At 57.7% G+C, this 18,963-nt stretch carries 18 protein-coding genes and 1 tRNA gene; 9 read left to right on the top strand and 10 right to left on the bottom strand.

The genetic code is table 11. The features are described from left to right. Window positions 1–62: 62 nt before the first annotated feature. The 5 genes from ACR0C5_RS05765 (at window position 63) to ACR0C5_RS05745 (ending at window position 4,449) form a co-directional block, all read left to right on the top strand. Window positions 63–347: a DUF3572 domain-containing protein gene (locus ACR0C5_RS05765; protein WP_170784247.1), complete on the top strand. Its 285-nt coding sequence runs from the start codon at window positions 63–65 to the stop codon at window positions 345–347. A gap of 18 nt (window positions 348–365) precedes the next feature. Further along, entirely contained in the window at window positions 366–1,058 is a 693-nt protein-coding gene (locus ACR0C5_RS05760; protein ID WP_480875201.1) for an HAD family hydrolase, read from the top strand. Between the two features lie 123 nt (window positions 1,059–1,181). Next, window positions 1,182–2,741 (top strand): trimethylamine methyltransferase family protein, encoded by a 1,560-nt coding sequence (locus ACR0C5_RS05755; protein ID WP_480875199.1) that lies wholly within the window; start codon window positions 1,182–1,184, stop codon window positions 2,739–2,741. A gap of 122 nt (window positions 2,742–2,863) precedes the next feature. Then, window positions 2,864–3,451, top strand: coding sequence for a heme NO-binding domain-containing protein (locus ACR0C5_RS05750; protein ID WP_480875196.1), 588 nt, complete (start codon window positions 2,864–2,866; stop codon window positions 3,449–3,451). Further along, the gene (locus ACR0C5_RS05745) at window positions 3,448–4,449 is read left to right on the top strand and encodes a GGDEF domain-containing protein (RefSeq protein ID WP_480875195.1); all 1,002 of its coding nucleotides are present in this window, start codon (window positions 3,448–3,450) and stop codon (window positions 4,447–4,449) included. Before ACR0C5_RS05750 ends, ACR0C5_RS05745 begins: the two co-directional genes overlap by 4 nt. Window positions 4,450–4,455: 6 nt before the next feature. Here ACR0C5_RS05745 and ACR0C5_RS05740 read toward each other — a convergent pair whose 3' ends face one another. The 8 genes from ACR0C5_RS05740 to ACR0C5_RS05705 all read right to left on the bottom strand — a co-directional run bounded on the left by ACR0C5_RS05740 (window position 4,456) and on the right by ACR0C5_RS05705 (window position 11,910). Then, on the bottom strand, window positions 4,456–5,154 hold the full coding sequence (locus ACR0C5_RS05740; RefSeq protein WP_480875193.1) for a CbiX/SirB N-terminal domain-containing protein: 699 nt from the start codon (window positions 5,152–5,154) through the stop codon (window positions 4,456–4,458). Window positions 5,155–5,225: 71 nt separating this feature from the next. After that, on the bottom strand, window positions 5,226–6,158 hold the full coding sequence (locus ACR0C5_RS05735; protein WP_480875190.1) for an AEC family transporter: 933 nt from the start codon (window positions 6,156–6,158) through the stop codon (window positions 5,226–5,228). Window positions 6,159–6,200: 42 nt separating this feature from the next. Next, entirely contained in the window at window positions 6,201–6,998 is a 798-nt protein-coding gene (locus ACR0C5_RS05730) for an MBL fold metallo-hydrolase (protein ID WP_170769301.1), read from the bottom strand. After that, on the bottom strand, window positions 6,995–7,801 hold the full coding sequence (locus tag ACR0C5_RS05725) for a TatD family hydrolase (RefSeq protein WP_170769302.1): 807 nt from the start codon (window positions 7,799–7,801) through the stop codon (window positions 6,995–6,997). The genes ACR0C5_RS05730 and ACR0C5_RS05725 overlap by 4 nt, the downstream gene beginning before the upstream one ends. Further along, window positions 7,798–8,919, bottom strand: coding sequence for a DNA polymerase III subunit delta' (locus ACR0C5_RS05720; RefSeq protein WP_480875188.1), 1,122 nt, complete (start codon window positions 8,917–8,919; stop codon window positions 7,798–7,800). Before ACR0C5_RS05720 ends, ACR0C5_RS05725 begins: the two co-directional genes overlap by 4 nt. Before the next feature lie 10 nt (window positions 8,920–8,929). Then, the gene (tmk, locus tag ACR0C5_RS05715) at window positions 8,930–9,538 is read right to left on the bottom strand and encodes a dTMP kinase (protein ID WP_170784265.1); all 609 of its coding nucleotides are present in this window, start codon (window positions 9,536–9,538) and stop codon (window positions 8,930–8,932) included. 12 nt (window positions 9,539–9,550) lie between these two features. Then, window positions 9,551–10,717, bottom strand: coding sequence for a D-alanyl-D-alanine carboxypeptidase family protein (locus ACR0C5_RS05710; protein ID WP_480875185.1), 1,167 nt, complete (start codon window positions 10,715–10,717; stop codon window positions 9,551–9,553). Between the two features lie 20 nt (window positions 10,718–10,737). After that, complete coding sequence (locus ACR0C5_RS05705) at window positions 10,738–11,910, bottom strand: SPOR domain-containing protein (protein WP_480875183.1); 1,173 nt, start codon at window positions 11,908–11,910, stop codon at window positions 10,738–10,740. Between the two features lie 204 nt (window positions 11,911–12,114). On the opposite strand from ACR0C5_RS05705, the gene ACR0C5_RS05700 reads away from it, so the two are divergent. Further along, window positions 12,115–12,204: transfer RNA gene (locus ACR0C5_RS05700), tRNA-Ser, on the top strand. Between the two features lie 96 nt (window positions 12,205–12,300). Here ACR0C5_RS05700 and ACR0C5_RS05695 read toward each other — a convergent pair. Next, window positions 12,301–13,242, bottom strand: coding sequence for a response regulator (locus ACR0C5_RS05695; RefSeq protein ID WP_480875180.1), 942 nt, complete (start codon window positions 13,240–13,242; stop codon window positions 12,301–12,303). 559 nt (window positions 13,243–13,801) lie between these two features. On the opposite strand from ACR0C5_RS05695, the gene ACR0C5_RS05690 reads away from it, so the two are divergent. Further along, on the top strand, window positions 13,802–14,551 hold the full coding sequence (locus ACR0C5_RS05690) for an acyl-homoserine-lactone synthase (protein ID WP_170769308.1): 750 nt from the start codon (window positions 13,802–13,804) through the stop codon (window positions 14,549–14,551). Window positions 14,552–14,760: 209 nt separating this feature from the next. Beyond that, window positions 14,761–15,894: a response regulator gene (locus ACR0C5_RS05685; protein WP_480875177.1), complete on the top strand. Its 1,134-nt coding sequence runs from the start codon at window positions 14,761–14,763 to the stop codon at window positions 15,892–15,894. 10 nt (window positions 15,895–15,904) lie between these two features. Here the strand turns inward: ACR0C5_RS05685 and ACR0C5_RS05680 are convergent, their stop codons facing one another. Next, on the bottom strand, window positions 15,905–17,263 hold the full coding sequence (locus tag ACR0C5_RS05680; RefSeq protein ID WP_480875174.1) for a cytochrome P450: 1,359 nt from the start codon (window positions 17,261–17,263) through the stop codon (window positions 15,905–15,907). A gap of 271 nt (window positions 17,264–17,534) precedes the next feature. Here ACR0C5_RS05680 and ACR0C5_RS05675 point away from each other — a divergent pair, with 271 nt between their 5' ends. Continuing rightward, on the top strand, window positions 17,535–18,962 hold the full coding sequence (locus ACR0C5_RS05675; protein ID WP_170769311.1) for a sensor histidine kinase: 1,428 nt from the start codon (window positions 17,535–17,537) through the stop codon (window positions 18,960–18,962). The last annotated feature ends 1 nt before the right edge of the window (window position 18,963 follow it).

Raw genomic sequence — 18,963 nt, 5'->3', positions numbered from 1 at the left:
GACCAAAGTGTTTATGAGTCTGGTTAACAAACCCTTTCCAAGAGCAGATTCAGGGACTCTTTATGTCGATAACCGCGCAATCCGCTGAAACGCTGGCGTTGAATGTGCTTGGCTGGCTGGTCGGAAATGACGAGCTCTTGCCGGTGTTTCTGGGCTCCACAGGCGCATCCGAAGGTGATCTGCGCGAACGGGCGTCCGAACCCGAGTTTCTGGGCTCAGTGCTGGAATTTCTGATGTTGGACGATTCGTGGGTTGTGGCATTTTGCGACGCCAATTCCGTGCCTTACGATCTGCCTGCGCAAGCCAAGGCCGCGCTTTCCGGCGGCGCTGACATTCACTGGACCTGACCCTCACAGGAGAACACCATGCCAATCGACGCTATTCTGTTCGACAAGGACGGTACTCTGTTCGATTTCGCCGATACCTGGGGTGCCTTCGGACGCAATATGCTGTTGCATCTGACGGAGGGGGATCACGCCCGCGCTGCCACGCTGGGCAAGGTGATTGGTTTCGATCTTCAGACGCTGACTTATTCGCCGGACAGCATCGTAATTGCGGGAACGGTGGAAGAAGTGGCCGAGGTTCTGGCTCCGCATTTTCCTGATCTGCCTAAGGCAGGGCTGATAGACGTTCTGAACACCGAATCCGCAAATGCACCACAAGCCCCCGCAGTGCCACTTGCGCCGTTCCTAGATGGGCTGCGGCGGTCTGGTCTGAGGCTGGGCGTGGCGACGAATGATAGCGAGATGCCCGCGCTCGAGCATCTGAGCTCGGCCGGGATACGGGATCACTTTGATTTTGTGGCGGGCTATGACAGTGGGCACGGGTTCAAACCGGGTCCGGGTCAGCTTTTGGCCTTTGCTAAACATGTGGGCGTCGCCCCGGATCGCGTTGCGATGGTGGGGGACAGCCTGCATGACCTTCAGGCCGGGCGCGCGGCAGGGATGACAACGATCGGTGTTCTGACCGGAATGGCCGAGGCCGAAGCGCTTACGCCTATGGCGGATGTGGTCTTGCCGGATATCGGGCACATCCCCGGCTGGCTGGCGGATCGCTGACCGAATCCGGCTCGATTTCGGCGTATCAGGTTCTAAATCCGACATAGCCTGTCGCAGACAGAGCGGCCAGTCTTTCCTGTTCGGGGCTTGCTTGAGGCAACGCGAACACAGGGAGACGGTCCGATGGCAGGCACGACAAAGCGCAGACGCCGCAGTGGAGGGCGCGCAGGGGCCGCTGAACGCCGAGGCTCGGCCGTAATCGACCAGATGCCGTGGAACCCTCCGGTCAATACGGATGCACCGACCGAGCCGCTTGGTCCTGAGGGGATTGAAGCGATCCACGAGGGGGCGATGCGCATTCTCGAAGAGATCGGTATTGAATTCTACAACGAGGAAGCCATCGGCATACTGCGTCAGGCAGGCTGCACCATTGACGGCGACAATGTCCGCATGGGGCGCGATTTCGTGATGGAGATGGTGGGCAAGGCTCCGTCATCCTTTACCATCACGCCGCGGAATCCGGCCCGCCAGATTGAAATCGGTGGGCGCAATCTGCTGTTCGGCAATGTCTCGTCCCCGCCCAACTATTGGGATATGGAGATCGGCACGAAAGTGCCCGGCAATCGCGAAATGTGCCGGAACCTTTTGAAACTAACGCAATATTTCAACTGCATTCACTTTGCGGGCGGTTATCCGGTGGAACCGGTCGACATCCACGCCAGCGTGCGCCATCTGGATGTGCTCTATGACAAGCTGACCCTGACCGACAAGGCGATGCACGCCTATTCACTGGGCAAGGAACGGGTCGAGGACGTGATGGAGATGGTGAGGATCGCAGGCGGTCTAAGCCATGAGGAATTCGAGGCGACGCCCCGGATGTATACCAACATCAACTCGACCTCGCCGTTGAAACATGACCACCCGATGATTGACGGCTGCCTACGTCTGGCACGGCGGGGGCAGGCGATTGTGGTGACGCCCTTTACGCTGGCTGGCGCGATGGCCCCGGTTACAATGGCGGGCGCGGTCGCGCAATCTCTGGCCGAGGCGCTCTGCGCGATTGCGCTGTTCCAATATGTCCGGCCCGGCATTCCCTGCGTGATCGGAACCTTTACCTCGAACGTGGATATGAAATCTGGCGCGCCGGCGTTCGGAACACCGGAATATATGCGCTCGACCCAGATGACCGGCCAGATGGCACGGTTTTACGGCCTGCCCTTGCGGTCCTCGGGCGTGTGTGCGGCAAACGTGCCAGATGGGCAATCGGTTTGGGAAACGTCGAACTCACTGTGGGCGGCGGTGCAGTCAGGGACCAATATAGTCTACCACGCCGCAGGTTGGCTTGAGGGAGGGCTGATCGCCAGCCCGGAAAAGTTCATTATGGATTGCGAAGTTTTGCAGCAAATCCAAAGGTATATGCAGCCCGAGATCACGGCGACCGGGTCGGATGAGATTGCGTTGGATGCGATCCGTGCGGTCGGCAATGACGGGCATTTCTTTGGCATCCAGCACACGCAGGACCGTTACACTACGGCATTCTACCAACCTTTCCTCAGCGACTGGAAGAATTTCGAAGGGTGGAACGTAGCGGGTGGTATCTGGACTGCAGAACGCGCCCATCACATGTTCAAAGAGATCATCACCAGCTTTGAACCCCCACCGATGGACGAAGGTATCCGACAGGAACTGGCGGAATTCGTTGAACGCCGAAAGGTCGAGGGCGGAGCACCGACCGATTTCTAGCAGTTTAGAAAGAGATTCCAGTTTGATACTCGATTGGATTGTCCATATCCGAAGCTGCGTTTTGGCGATTTGTTAAGGATTCGTCGGTCAGACTACGTGTGAATCCAAGCTGGGGCTTTGTCATGCATGGTCTGATCAATCGAGCGGTCCAATCCTTCGTTTGCGCGGCATACGGGCAATCCTGCTGGCTGCACGTGACCGAAGTCGCAGAACTTGGCTTTTCCGAGTTTGAGGCGATGTTGGTCTATGACGATGACGTCAGCGCGCGCATGCTGGAGGTATTGTGCGCTAAACTCGATCGCCCGGGCGCCGAACTGCTGGAGGATTTGGGGACCTATCTAGTCTCTCACCCCAACATGGAAGATCTGCGACGCCTGCTGCGGTTTGGCGGAGTGACGTATGTCGAATTTCTGCATTCGCTTGATGACCTTTCCGATCGGGTTCGCCTTGCGGTCTCGGATCTGCGTTTGCCCGAACTGGAACTACGCGAGATGTCGCCAACCGAGTTCCAGCTTCTGTGTCATCCGGGTTTGCCCGGATATTCCAGCGTGATGGTGGGTGTGCTCCGCGCGGTTGCGGATGACTATGGTGCATTGGCCATTCTTACCCATGAGGGGCAAAGGGGGGACACCGAAGTTATTTCGATCATCCTGGTTGAAAGCGCCTTTGCTCAAGGCCGACAGTTTGAGTTGGGGGCGCGAAAAGCATGATGAGCAATGTCGAATTGGCCGGGTTGCTGGACACGCTTTGCCCGATGTTCGTTCTCGTCGATCGAGACGGACGCATTCAGCGTGTGGGGCCGACCGTTCAAAAACTTCGGCCGGATACACCGATGCGTGGGCAGGCTTTCCTGGACGTTTTCGAACTGGTTCGACCCCGAAAGGTGACAACCTTGTCGGCCTTGCTTTCTCTGGCCGGGGCAAAACTGCACCTCAAGCTGCATGACAGGCCCCGCACGGCCCTTAAAGGCTTGGTCGCGCCCTTGCCGAACGATATGGGGGCGGTCGTGAACCTGTCCTTCGGAATTTCGATCCTGGATGCGGTACGGGATTATGCGCTGACCAGTGCCGATTTTTCCGGCACAGATCTTGCGATTGAACTGCTCTATCTGGTCGAAGCCAAATCCGCCGCGATGGAGGCGTCCCGTTCACTAAACCTGCGCCTGCAGGGCGCGATGCTTGCGGCCGAGGAGCAGGCCTATACTGATATGTTGACCGGCCTCAAGAACCGCCGTGCGATGGATGTGGTGTTGGGGCATTTGGTCTCAGGCAATGGACCATTTGCGCTAATGCATCTGGATCTGGACTATTTCAAATCAGTCAATGACCGGTTTGGCCATGCCGCTGGGGATTATGTTCTGAAACAGGCCGCGCGCATCATGGTGGAAGAGACGCGTGCAGATGACACCGTCGCGCGCGTCGGAGGGGATGAATTCGTAATCATTTTCAAAGGCTTGGTCGATGAGGCTGTACTGTCCGCGATCGCGATCCGACTGATCGAGCGGTTGCAACATCCCATAAGTTTTGAAGGGTCAACCTGCTGCATATCGGCCAGTATCGGAACCGCGCTTTCCACGCAATTTCACTCCCCCAAACCTGCCGAGATTTTGAACGCCGCCGATCAGGCCTTGTACGAGGCCAAGCGAAAAGGCAGGTCTCGTCACTGCTTGTTCTCATCACTGGCGCACAAAGCGATGCCTCCGCAATAGCAGGCGTCAGGTAGAAAGAAACGCCTTGCTGAGGGTCGCGGCGATATGGCGTTGAATGCCGGGAAGCTCTCCGACGACGGGTAGGGTGTCGCCCTGAAAGGCAGCCTTTTCCAATTCTTGCGGGATGTCCTCTAGAACGTGTCCGCCAGTGCAGGCAAAAAACGGCAAACAAATTGCTTGCGCACCCGCTTTTGATGCGGCGTCAGAGATGGACGGGGGTTCCTCGACAAAGCCGACGCGAAGAGACTTGAACGGTAAAGTTTGACCCAAAGCCTCGGCGAAGTGCAAAGCCACGGCAGAGGGGTTGCGGCTGCGGCCGGACCCGTGGGCGGCGAGAACAAAATCGGTCTCTGTGGCCTGCCACTGACGCTGCGCAAGAGCGTCGGTCAGAGCCTGTGCCACAAGGTTGGGCATTTCGGGGTCTACTCCCAGCGGGTCCAGAATACGAAGGGGGCGTTCGTCCAACCGCTTGGGCAACGCGCTGGTCACGAACCACCCCTTGGCCATGAAGAGCGGAAAGAGAACGGTATCGTCCGGTAGCTTTTGCAGGCAGGATTCGAACTGTCCCGGTGCGGCCAGCGTGGCGGAAACCACCGTGATATCCGGGCACAGCGCATCGACGCTACGGGCATAGTCTGCCAATGCGGCCTCGGCCGGTTCCGGGTCAGAGGGTTGGCCATGGGCGACGATGACGGCATGCGGCATAAGTACGATCCTTGTTGCGTGACCGGATAGGTGTGTTTGTACAACCCAAAGTCAACCGGAAACCAAATGCTCTATCCCAGCAGAGCAAGCCACAGCCATACCGTCAGGATCGACGACGCAGTACCGATAAGCACCGATGAGGCCGCGACCCGTCGCGCGCGCCCATACATATTGGCAAAGATATAGGCGTTGAACCCCGGTGCCATGGCCGCGTTCAGCACGCCCGAGCGGAACAGATCCTGCGGCAGCCCGACGCTTGATCCGAATAGCCAGACCAGACTTGGATGCAGCAGCAGCGACACACCGCAAACATAGGCGATGGTGCGCAGATCGCCCTCGGGCCGATATTTGACAAGAACGCCGCCCAAGGCAAACAAGGCTCCGGGCAAGGCGGCGCGGGTGATCAGGCCAAGGGCGTCATCGACCACTCCGGGCACGCCAACCCCGGACAGGTTGATTATGAATCCCGATGCAATCCCCAGGATCAGCGCATTTCTGAACATCGCTGACAAGACCGAACGGAACATATGCGTGCCACCGTTGCCGCGACTGCGAATGACCTCCATCACTGTGATGCCGATGCCATAGCAAAACGGCGCATGGAAGGCGATGATAGCATAGTTCCCGGCCAGGTTTTCAGGGCCATAAGCGCGCTCGGTAATCGGCAGGCCCAGCAGGACCGAGTTCGAGAACAAGCAGCAGAAGCCGATCGCGACGCAATCCTCCCACTCGCGCCGGAAGATCAGGCGCGCGCCGAACAGGCCGGCGCAGAAACATAGGCCCGCAGCGGTGTAGAAACTGAACAGCAGGCGCGGGTCGAAACTGGCGCTGAGGTCCAGATTGGCGATGGCCAGAAACAGCAAGCAGGGAATGGCGAAGCCCTGGGTGAACTTCATCAGCCCGTCGATATGGACCTCTTTGAAATACCCCAACCGGGTCGAGGCATATCCCGCGCCGATCACCAGAAATACTGGCAGGATAACGTAGATCAGGCTTTGCAGCATGGTGCCATCCGGTGAGATATTGCGGCAGGCACCACCGACATTTTACAGCGCCTGATGGATCACCATGCCATCATAGGCCGGGGTGATGTGGTCGGCGGTTTCGGCCTTGACCGTGGCATAGTCCATGTCGATATGCATATTGGTCAGCACCGCGCGCTTCGGCTCGAGCTGTTCGATCCAACCAAGCGTCTTTTCCAGATGCGCATGAGTGGGATGCGGCGTGCGGCGCAGCGCGTCGATGACCAAACAGTCCAGCCCTTGCAGTGCAGGCCATGCGTCGTCATAGATCTCGGCCACGTCTGGCAAATAGACCAGTCCGCCAATCCGAAAGCCCAACGCGTCGATCGAGCCGTGATTAACCTTGAACGGCTGCAACGGGATCGGGCCGCCGGGGCCGTCGATCTCAAACGGGCCACTGATGGTTTTCAGATCAAGGATCGGCGGGTAGGGCGAGCTGTCAGGCTGGATGAACGCATATCCGAACCGTCCCAGTAGGTCGTTTTGCGTGTCACCGTCCGCCCAGACAGGTACGCGGGTGCGCATGTTGAACACGATCATGCGCAGGTCATCTATGCCGTGGACGTGGTCGGCATGGCTGTGGGTGTAGACCACCCCATCCAGACGCCCGGTGCCGGTATCCAGCAACTGGCTGCGCATATCCGGCGTGGTGTCGATCAGGACCGAAGTTGTGCCTTCGGGCCCATCGCGCTCTACCAGCATGGAACAGCGACGGCGGATGTTCTTGGGGTTTTCGGGGTCGCAATCGCCCCAATGCCCGCCCAGTCGAGGTACGCCACCGGAGGAACCGCAGCCCAGAATGGTGCAGCGCAGCTGGGTCATGCAGCCGCCTTGTAGGTTGCGGCTTTGGTGAACAGCCGCTCGAAATTCAGCTGGGTCTGAGCGGCGAACTCGGCATAGTCCATACCGAACACCTCGGCCCCTTTGCGGGCGGTATGGGCGGTATAGGCGGGCTCGTTGCGTTTGCCGCGGAACGGGGGCGGGGCCAGATAGGGCGCGTCGGTTTCGACCAGAACGCGATCGACTGGGGCGGTGGCAAAGATATCGCGCAGCTCCTGGCTTTTGGGGAAGGCGGCGATGCCGGACAAGGACAGGTAAAAACCCAGATCCAGCGCGGCTTTGGCCAGTTCCGCCGATGAGGAAAAGCAGTGCATCACGCAGGAATAGGGCGCGTTGCGATGTTCCTCGGCCAGAATGCGGGCCATGTCCTCGTCCGCCGCACGGGCGTGAATAATCAGGGGTAGGCCGGTGCGCTGGGCCGCCTCGATATGGACACGCAGAGATTGTTTTTGCACTTCGGCGCTGTCGGCGGTGTAATGGTAATCCAGCCCGGTCTCACCAATACCGACGAATTTCGGGTGCTGGGACAGTGCGACCAGTTCGTCTACGGTTGCCATCTGCTCATCCGCAGCGCTCATGGGGTGGGTGCCGGCGGCGTAGAAGACGGGGGCGTGGGCCTCAGCTATCGCGCGGACGCTGGGTTCATTGCGCAGCTTGGTGCAGATTGTGACCATACGGGTTACGCCCGCGTCAATCGCATTGGCGACGATCTGGTCCAACTGGCCTTCGAAATCGGGGAAGTCCAGATGGCAATGGCTGTCGGTGATCTGGGGGGTGTCGCTCATCTGCTCTGACCGGCGGTTTCCTGTATCTTGAACACCGTATCTAGGACCAGAGCCGCAGGGTCAAGGTTCACCGCCTGACCATGGCGTGCGCGGGCTGTGATTGTCGCAGCCACCTCAGCCCATTTGCGGGCCTGATGGGGGGATTGGGATAGGCGCGACAGGATTTCGGCCTCATGCGGGGCGGCTTCGGGCAGGGGGGCTGCGCCGGTCGCTCCGGTCAGGGCAAGGCGCGACAGGGTCACGTCGATCAGGGTCAAAAGCAGCTCGAACCTCTCAGCCGCGCCGCGCTGGGCGGCGGCCTCGGCCAGTTTCAGGGCGCGTTGACGGTCCATGCGGGGCAGGGTGCCGAGGATGGCGATGAACTCGGCGTAAATCTCTAGCCCGCCCAGGTTAATCAAGCGCACCGCGTCCCCGACAGAGCCAGCGGCGAGGGCGGCCAGATTATCTGGTTGCGTAGGCATTTCGGCTCCGGTTTGGGCCAGTGCGGACTGCATATCGTCAGCCCCTAATGGGGATAGGCGCAGGGTTCGACAGCGCGACCGGATTGTTGGCAACAGGCGCGAGGGCTGGTGCGAGATCAACAGCAGCGTCGTACGCGCGGGCGGTTCTTCCAGCATTTTCAACAGGGCGTTGGCGGCGCTGACATTCATCTCATCAGCCGCGTCTACGATGACCACGCGCCGCCCGCCATCGGCCGAGGACAGGCCGAAGAACTTGCCCAGCTTGCGGATGTCATCCACCACGATCTCACTCCGCAGCCGCCCTTGATCGTTCAGCGTTCGGGTAATGGCGGCCAGGCCGGGTTCGGCCCCGGCCTGAATGCGGTGGGCGACGGGGTGGTCGGGGTCGATCGCGAGCGTCTCTGGGGGCGGGGGCGCGCCGAACAGCCCGTCATCCTCAGCCGGAGGGGTCGCCAGCAGGAACCGCGCGATCTGCCACGCAAGCGTAGCTTTGCCCACCCCGCGCGGGCCGGTCAGCAGCCAGCCGTGGTGCAGACGGTCCGAGGTGTAGGCGTTCAGAAAGGCCTGTTCGGCCTCGGCCTGCCCGAATAAGGTCGCGGTTTCGCGCGGATGCGGGGCACCGGGGGCCTGATCCGGGGTCGGGGTGTCGTCGCTCATGGGTCGTCCGTCACAAGGATTGCAGGACGATATCTGTCACATCGCGGGCCACACTGTCCATGTCCCGGTTGCCATCGATCACGCGAAAACGGTCCGGGAACTCATCGGCCAGCGCCAGAAACCCGGCGCGCATCTTTTGCTGCAACTCCAGGCCGAAATCCTCGAACCGTTCCTCGGTGCCTTGCCGCCCCTTGGCGCGAGACAGGCCGATTTCGGGGTCCATGTCGATCAGCAGGGTCAGGTCGGGTTCGCGCCCGATCATCAGCTTGTGCAACTGATCCACTACAGGGCGCAGATTACCACGTGACATGCCCTGATACATGCGCGTGCTGTCGGCGAACCGGTCGCAGATCACGACTTTCCCAGCCGCCAGCGCGGGTTCAATGGTTCGTTCCAGATGGTCGCGGCGGGCGGCAGTGAACAGCAGCAGCTCTGTCTCGGCTGACCAGCGGTCGGGATCACCTTCCAATACCAGCCTGCGGATTTCCTCGGCCCCGGCTGAACCGCCGGGTTCGCGGGTCAGAACAACGTCGCGGCCCAATCCGCGCAAGTGATCGGCCAGCATACGCGCCTGCGAGGACTTGCCCGACCCATCAATGCCTTCAAATGTCAGAAACACGCGGCGCCCTTGTCAAAATGCGTCCAGAGGGTTGCCGATCACATCGGTCAGAACAATCCCTCCGACAGTCATCATACGCACCAAAAAGCCGCCAGTCGCCACATCTTCCACCGCGACCAATGGGCGGCGGATTTCTGGCAAGCCTTCCGGTTTGATCACCAGTTCGGCCAGTTTCTGACCCTTGGCAATCGGAGCGTTGATCGGGCCGTCATAGACGACCTCGGCAGCCACGTTTTCGTTGCCCAGAACCGGCAGTAGGATGTTCAGATCGTCTTCGGGTACAAGGCCAACCGTCCTTTGCGCCCCCATCCAAACCTCGGCCTCGGCTATCGGCGCGTCTTTGTTGGCAATTGTCCTCTCGACAAAATTTCGAAACGACCAGTTAACCACGGACTCAGCCTCCTCTGCGCGCGTGGCGGTGCTGTCCAGACCGGTGAGCACGAAGATCACCCGGCGATCGCCCTGTTTGGCCGAACCGACAAGGCCATAGCCTGCCTCTTGCGTGTGGCCGGTTTTCAGACCATCCGCGCCGATCCCCAATTTCAACAACGGGTTGCGGTTGCGCTTGTTCGAGGGGGCCCGACCGTCGAATTCAAACTCTTCCTCGGCAAACAGAGGATAGTATTCAGGAAAATCACTGATCAGGCGATCTGCCAGAACGGCCAGATCGTGGACTGACATCATGTGACCGGCAGCGGGCCAGCCGTTGGAATTGGCAAAGCTAGAATTGTCCATGCCCAGCTGTTTCGCGCGCTGCGTCATGTAGCGGGCAAACCCGGCCTCGGTCCCGTCGGGGCTGAGCGCCTCGGCGATCACCACGCAGGCATCGTTGCCCGACAGCACGATGATACCGCGCAGCAAATCCTCGACTGTGACGCGATCCAATGTGTTCAGGAACATGGTCGAGCCACCATAGCTCATGGCGTGTTCGGAAACGGGTAGGGTCTCATCCAACGTCAGACGTCCGTCGCGCAGGGCCTCGAAGGCCACATACAGTGTCATGAGTTTGGACATCGACGCCGGGGGCAGGGGCTGATCGGCGTCTTTGGATAGAAGGACCGTGCCGGTCGTCTGATCCATCACATAGGCCGCCCTGGCCGTCGTATCGAAAGCCTGGGCGGGCAGAGCAAACATTACCAGTCCGAGGTTCAGAACAGTTGAGCGTAGTGAGGACAGCATAGCGGCACCTCCTTTCGGGTTCAGTTTTTGACGGTGAAGGCGTCTGAAAAGCCCAGATCCTTGACATCGCGATGAATGGCATTGCGCTCGGCCCGCGTGGATGCGGGGCCAACCACCACGCGCCAGACGATCTTGTCATCGGTCTTCAATTCTCGCACCTCAGCGCTCAGACCGTTCCTGCGGATCTTGTCGGCGGCGCTTTTGGCATTGGCTTCGACCCCGAACGTACCCACCTGCACATATGGTTTTGACAGCGGGCCGGAAGCTGGGGCTTCGGCCGCCACAGGAGTCGGGTCCGAGGCTTCAGTCGCCGCTGCGGCGCCCTCAATCGGGTCCAAGGGCGTTTCGGTGATTTCATCGACCTCTTTCTTCTGCCACCACTTCCGTTTTGGTGCGGTATCGGCGGGAGGTGTCACTTCGGGGTCAGTCAGAGACGGCGCAGCCGCAGCGGCTGCAGCGACCTCGGCTGTGTCGGCGGCCGTTTCGGTCGCTGTATCAACCGCTGTATCTGCGGCATCGGCGGTTGCCGCGCCAGCAGCAGCGGCAGCCCCTGCGACGGCTGCGGTTTCCTTCTTTTGCCACCATTTGCGCTTGGGTTTGTCTTCAACCGCCGCCTTGCCATCGGCTTCGACGTCAACCGCCGCGCTTTCAACCACTTCCTGCTCGGGCTCGGCGGCGGGTTCTTCCGCAGCTTCGGGTTCAGGTTCGGCTGCGACAGGCTCTACCGGTTTGCGACGCAGAGCGATAACGTCCACTCGTGTGGGCGCGCCGGCCAAAATACCCAGCTTCTCGGCGGCAGCGGAAGAAAGCTGCAACGCGGGACCAGGAAGGTTGCGTTCGCGGCGGAACAGGGCGCCTGTGGTGGACTTGTTATTTGCGGTGTTTGTTATGCGTACACGTTCGGGCTGGGTAACATCCGGGTGCGCGACCCAGATACCGCCCAATGACGGGCGTCCATCCCACAACCCGGCTTCGGTGACGTTGAAAACCTCGGGGGCTTCGACATCCTCGCGTGTGTTTCCGGTCGCATCGGGAAACAGCTCTACCGAGTCACTGCCGCGCGGACTGCTGTCCGCGTCCGATGAAGCCTCATCCGAAGACAGCGTTTCGTCGCAACCTACAAGAACTGTAAGCGCCACAGCAAAAACCACCAACGCCCGCGGTTTTGCGCGTGTCACAATCGCTCGATCCATTATCTCATCCCTTGCCTGAAAGGGCTTGGTTCACAATGCCCCACTGCCGTTTGCCGGTTCTCAAAGGCCAGCGTGTTTCGGTCTTTTCACCGTTGATCATAACCCGAGCAAAGGAGCATGGAAAGTCTGCTGGACAGGCTTGAGCAAGTTTTCCCTATTTGCACTTGCCACCGGTTTCGCTTGGCCTTAGACCCAGCTCCACGCGGGGAGGTGGCAGAGTGGTCGAATGCGGCGGTCTTGAAAACCGTTGGGCGTGAGAGCGTCCCCAGGGTTCGAATCCCTGTCTCCCCGCCACTCATGATACATCTTGGACGAATTGAACGACGAAAAGCCGGGCAAACCTGTGGTCAGCCCGGCCTTGCGAGATTTTTCAGTTTCAGAAGAAGGGGTTCAGCCGAACCTGACCAAAGGGCCATCCTGAATTTCTGAAAGTTCAACAGTCTTGTCGATCAGGAACAGAGCTTCCATCTTCGACGAAGCATTCAGCGAGACGTCCTCACCGACGTGGTATGATATACCCGCATTAGCCAGAAGCTCTCCGGCGTCGGTGCCAGGCAGGCGTGACAGGCGCAAGCTCAGTTCTTGCGCGTTCAGGCCCTTTTTGCGGTCGTGAATCAGAAGGAACACACCATTGCCCCAATAGGTCGCGAAGTTGCGGCCATCCTTGGAGGATGTCAGTAGCGCCTCGCCTGCAACCGCCATGATCTCGCGGAATTCGGTTGATGTGCTGAGGCCGAAGATCTCTTCGACTTCGTTGACCTTGATGGCCAGCATTTTGGACGTTCTGGCGTGCATGGTTGCCAGTTGAACCACGTAATTTTCGAACTCGGCCAGACCGATGCAGCCAGGCAGATCGCCAAAATAGAGCGGATCGCTCAGGCGGAAATTCGGATTCACCTCGGAATCGTTTTGCGCGTAGACATCCGCCTCGAGCACTTCGATCGCGGCACGCCGTTCGGCAGCCAGTCGATACGCATCCGAAAGACGCTGTTTTAGGTCGGCAAACTCGAAAGGTTTGGTGACATAGTCTGTGGCGCCAACCTCGAACGCTTCGTCGATATACTGTTTCTGCACCATGGCGGTGACCATGATAATTGGGGTAAAGCGATAATCCGGCAGTTTGCGCGCTTCTTCGCACAAAGTAATACCGTTCATCTCGGGCATTTGCACATCAAGCAGCAGACAGTCGAATACCTGATCCGTTTCGGACAGGACTTTAATCGCCTCTTGACCGCTGCGCGCGGTTACCACGTCTTCATAACCGAAGGCGCCCAATACACAGATCAACAGCTCAAGAATGCTTGGGTCGTCGTCTACGGCAAGTATACGCATAACAAATCACCAGGTTTTGCCACCGAACCATCCTTTTGCTTTGCAGACTTCCGGCAAAGGACGGCAGGCGAGTGGATTTTCAGGTGCGTTCAGGCTGTCCGAGAAAAACGGCAAAAGATTGACGGGTCAGAGGCACCTATGTGTCCGATTAATCATTTTTTCATTAAGCGCGGATTTAATGAACATTAGGATCAACATGGAATTTGCCAATCATTTCGACCGCTCGGGTAAGAGCTTTTTCACCCTGTTGCAAAGGAGTTGACGTGTCGTGATCGCGAAAAATTCATGTTTGCCGCTCCAAGTTCCACCCAGTTAGTCGGAAAACCCAGAAAATTCTCTTGTGTTCAAAGAGTTGTGAGCGGCTAACTGTCTGCATCTGGCGCAGGAAATCCACAAAAAAATCAAACAAAATGGCGAATAAACTGAAATTTAGCAGCCAAAAATGAAGGGTGGAGGTGATTTGGCCACACATGGGCTTCAATCATAAGGCGAACAGCACTAAGTTGTAGACTTGGTGTTCGGCATCTTGGCATAAGTGTGTCAAAAATAAGAGCAAAATATGGATCGACCACTCCAGTACGAGCAGGCCTACCCGGCGTCCAAAGTTTTTCCGGACCTTGAGCCTGCCAATGACGCTGCGGCTGCGCCCAAGCCTGCGCCGCGGCGACGGTTGTTTTCGCTCAAGCGAAGCCAGCCGTCCCGTCAGGAAAAGCTGGGTGAGATTCGTGCGACGACGATGAGTTTTCGCAACATGCATGAATATGGCACGCTGCTGTCCAAGTATCTGGAAACCCGCAAGTCGATTTTCATCGACCGCCTGAACTGGCAGATCGGGCAGGTAGATGGCATGGAGTTCGATCAATACGACACACCCGCCTGTCGCTGGGTCGTTCTGCATGAATTCGGCGAGGTTCTGGGCGGCGTGCGCCTTTTGCCGACAACCGCGCGCTGCGGGATTTACTCCTATATGTTGCGGGATGCGCAGCAGGGGAATTTGCCGGGTATGCCAACGGATGTCCTTTTTTTCGAGGCTCCAGTTGCCCCCAATGTCTGGGAGGCATCGCGGTTTTTCATCACCGACAGCGTGCCGTCCTCACGTCGTATGGCCGTGCAACAAGAGTTGTTCTATCAAATGACTGTGACAGCCGCCGAGGGTGGAGCGACGCGCATTCTTGGAATTGTACCGTCAGTCTGGGCGCGCTGGTCGCGGCGGCTTGGGGTAGGGGCCGCGCCGGTTGGGGCGAAGTTCTCGATCGAAGGGACCTATAGCCAGTCGGTCTTGTTCAATATCAATCGGCAATCGCCATAGAGCGCGGTTAAGGTGCTGGAAAGCATGTTAAACACGGGGTTGGCCTGCGTGTTCCTTGTCTCTTGATGCGAGGCCCGTGGCCGGTTTTGACAAAATAAGGCCCAGAAATGAACACGTTTCGCGGCGTTTTTTACCGTTTTCGCCGCGGTTTTGTCCTAGTCGTTCAATAGGTTGGGACCGTTAAACAAGTTGAAAACGGTTTACCAGTCATGAAACACTCCAACCCGGACAGTGAACAGTTCCAGCGGAAACTGGAAATCCGCGCGTTGCAAAAGACCAAGCTGCGCGTCTTGGTGGTTGATGATGAACCCAGCATTCTGGAGCTGTTGCAGGCCGCGCTGGCCGAGTTTGAGAATTGCGATATTTCAGCTGCATCCTCGGCCACTGAAGCCCTGGCGCTGATAGAAGCCACCGGAACGCCGTTTGACTGTTTCCTGCTGGATATTCAAATGCCCGGTATTAACGGAATCGAATTGCTGCGGCGTATTCGACAAATGCCCGAACATGCCGATGCGCCGGCGATCATGCTGACCGCGATGAGCGATAGAAAACATGTGGAAGAAGCGTTTCTGGAAGGCGCGTTCGACTATGTTACCAAACCGTTTGATTTCTTCGAGCTGCGCAGCCGGATGAACGCGGCGCATCTTTTGATGCAAGAACGTATCAAGGCGCGCCGCAGCTCGGCCTCGGTGCAGAGCCTTCGGGCTGAACTTGACAGTACACAGCAGTTCAGCTTTGATGATCCATTGTCAATCGACGGGCTCGAACGGTGCCTACGATATGTTGAGTTCGACAATTACATCGAACAACTTTCGCGGGGATGTCTGTACGATTCATGGGTCGTTGCCGTCAAACTTCAGGATGCTGACTTCCGGTTCGATCTTAACGATTTCAGTGCGTTCCGCCGTGCGATTTCCAATTTGGGACGCTCCATCGAAAAGACGACCAAGCTATCGCAAGCAGTGTTCTCGTACCGGGGTAGCGGCGTGTTTCTCGTCGTCGTGCATGGCCGCGAGGCCGCATCCGATCTGCCTGCCGAAGAAGAATTGAACCAGCTTTTTGGCGCGATGCTGGCGGACCGAGGTGTCTCGGGGTCGGTTCGGGCTGTCAAAGGAACGGCTATTGCCATGCGGTCTATTTCCAAGTCAGGGGCATTCTCAGCAATGAATAACGCGATCGAAAAGGTGCAGGAACGGGAAGTGGCCCTTCGCAAGGTCGAAGCGCCCGAGGCAGAACTGCCCAGCAAATCTAACGTGGTGAAGATGGACAAGCCACGTACCAGCCTGTTCGAGACCGTTTTGCAGGAGATGTACGGCAGCCAGACCTATCTGGCCCGCAAGTAAGGCTTGGGCCTCAGGCGCGGGCCGCGTTCAACATCATGGGACCGCTGGCGCGCATGGTGAACGTCAGGACCGGCTCGGGCATCGGAGCCGATGACATCGAGAAATGAATGTCTCGCAGAACCGACGCCATCAGAACCATAATCTCGGTCTCGGCATATTGCGCGCCAATACAGATGCGAGGGCCATCACCGAAGGGGATATATTGCCCACGCGGAGGCGGAGCACCCAAAAAGCGTTGGGGTCTGTACTGATCAGGCTCTTCCCACAGCTTTTCATTGCGGTGAAGTGAATAGACCGGAAAAAACAACGCGTCACCTGGTTCGATCTTGATCCCTTTGATCTCCACTGTTTCCTCAGCATCCCGCGCAAAAAACGCAGCCGAAGGGTACAGGCGCAACGTCTCTTTGATATGCGCGCGCAACAGCGGCATGTGTTCGAGATGCGAGAATTCGATTTTGTCTTCAGGGCAGGCTGTTCGAATCTCATCCCGGATTCTGTGCTGCATCTCGGGGTAGAGCGCCAGCAGGTAGTATCCCCAAGCCATCGCATTGGCCGAAGTCTCATGCCCCGCGACAACAAAGGTCAGCAGGTTGTCGACCGTGGTTTCCAGATCTTCGAAGTCTTCCTTAAGCGCGTTGATCATCAGGTCTAGGAAATCTTGCGGCTCCTCTCGGCCTTCGGCGCGGCGCTGCTCGATCACAGTGCGTGCCAAATCGCGCATCGTAGTGACGGGGGCGGTGCTGCGCAGCCATTTGCGGCGGGGCAGCCATTTGGGCAGGCCCATCAGGTCGAACAGAGAGATATCGGAAATATAGTTAAAATAGGCGATCAAACCCACGCGGATTTGTTCGGAGCTGACCTCTTCATTGCCGGAAAAGATCACACGAGAGATATTCGTCAGCGTCGAAGCCGGTGCGACCTGCGCTATGTCCACAGGACCTTCGTTCTCAGCTAACGACGCGGCGATCTCGGAGCCAGTTTCGGCAAAGTGGCGCGACAAGACAGGCAAGTTCCGGGCCGCGAAAAGCGGCGAGTAGCGCTGTCGTTGTTTGCGCCATTTCTCACCTTCGGACAGGATCAGACCATTGCCAACGGCGGAGCCGATGATGTCTTTGGTGAACTTGGCCTTTGGAAAACGGCGGCCTTTGCCAACAAGCAATTCGGTCACCATTTCGGGGTCGCATATATAATGGATGTTCAACGGACCACGCACATAGGTCTGCTGAATCGTCTCAATCGGGATAACCTCAAGCATGTTGCGCCCGGCTGATCGGGCGAATTGCAACAACGATACGGGCTTTTCTGCCAGTCGGGCCGAAACCGGTGTCACGTCGGCCTGCCTCATTTCCTGCATACCAATTGCGGTCATGCTGCTCATCCTTCAGGTTCATTGGCCCCTGGGCAGAAACATTTAGTGTCAAAACACGCAAAGAATCAATGAAATCGTTAACTTACCGCCATGTGTTTCCGGACTGTGTCATATTAGACTCCGTCACTGATGCTGATATGAGAACAGTGACTATTAACAATACACATCGCGTTTTGAGATTATTGCCAAACTGTGAACCAATTTCGGACCAACTGCGTCCTCATTGTGCCTGTAGTTCAAGGAGAACAGTGCCACAATTGAAGACGACGTGATGACGATCACAGAAACGACACCGCCGATCGAGCTCTCGGAAGAGCCTGTCGATCAGCTGCTACAGAACATCAAGGACTACACCGCCATGAGCTTTGCGCTGCTTTGGCAGCGGCAAGCGATTTTTCTGGCGACGACCATTCTGACGGGCTTCTTCTTCGACTCGCTCAACGCGATCCTGTTCTATGGCACGATCCTGATATGCGAAGCGCAAGACCTGTATCTTGCTAAACGTGTGGCGCGCCTGCGGCGCGATGAACGGCGCGCGATTGCGATGATGGTCGCGTGGATATTGCTGAACACGATCCTAAGCGCCGCTGCCATTTGCCTCTATGCGGTGTCAGTTGCGTTCAAACAGCCGTCGGGGGGGCACTTCACACCCTTGTTCTTCCTGTTTGCGGCCGCGCTTTTTGCGGCGATGAACAACCATCAGTTCGTCTGGGCCATGATCGTGCGGCTGGCCATGTATGGCGTGTCGTTCATGGTGATCGTCGTTACCGATATCTGGATTGAACAACCCGACCTGTCGTCGGAACTTTGGCTGCATTTCTTCACGGTCGTCTTCGTGATGTACTTTTTGATCGACTGTTCACTGGTCTTTCTTAAGCTTTATCGAAAAAATCTAGAGCAGCTTGAAAAACTACGGGAGGAGCACGAACGTACCAAGGCGGCCTATATCGCCAAGACACAGTTCATTTCTACGGTTAGTCACGAATTGCGCACGCCGCTGACCTCTATCAAGGGATCGCTGGACCTGATCAACACAGGCGCGATGGGCGAGGTGCCTGAAAAGATGCAAAAACTTGTTGATCTGGCTGCGCGCAACAGTGAGCGGCTGGCGTCGCTGATCAATGACGTACTTGATATTCAGAAGATGGAAGCGGGTGAGATGGTCTTTCGGCAAACTGCGATTGATGTTCGTCCTCTTGTGCAAGAAGCCATTGCGGCCAATCTGGGTTATGCCAGTGCCCATAACGTAGTGATTGAAGAGAATGTCGACGGCCAAGCCGATCTGCAAATACGCGGGGATACATCGCGCCTGATTCAGGTGCTGACCAATATGATTTCGAATGCTGCCAAGTTCTCTTTCGATGGTGGCTCGATCACCGTCGGCTACAAGCAGGTTGGCGGCCGCGTGCGGATTTTTGTAAAGGATCAGGGGATCGGTATCCCCGCGGGAAGCCGAGACAAAGTTTTCGACCGCTTTTCGCAGATTGATTCATCTGATGAACGCCACGCCGGAGGTACAGGTCTTGGAATGAACATTTCCAAGGAAATCGTGGAACAGTTTGGTGGCACGATCGACTACTACAGCACACTAGGCGTCGGAACCGAATTTTTCGTAGAGTTTCCCATCCTGGAACCGCGTAACAGGCCTGCAAAAGGACATGGACTTACTGATCTGCCGAAAATCATACGATCCAACTAGG

The sequence above is a fragment of the Ruegeria sp. N8 genome (assembly GCF_056531325.1).
The sequence above is the reverse complement of the archived record's forward strand: the minus strand, read 5'-3'. Positions and strand labels throughout refer to the sequence as shown.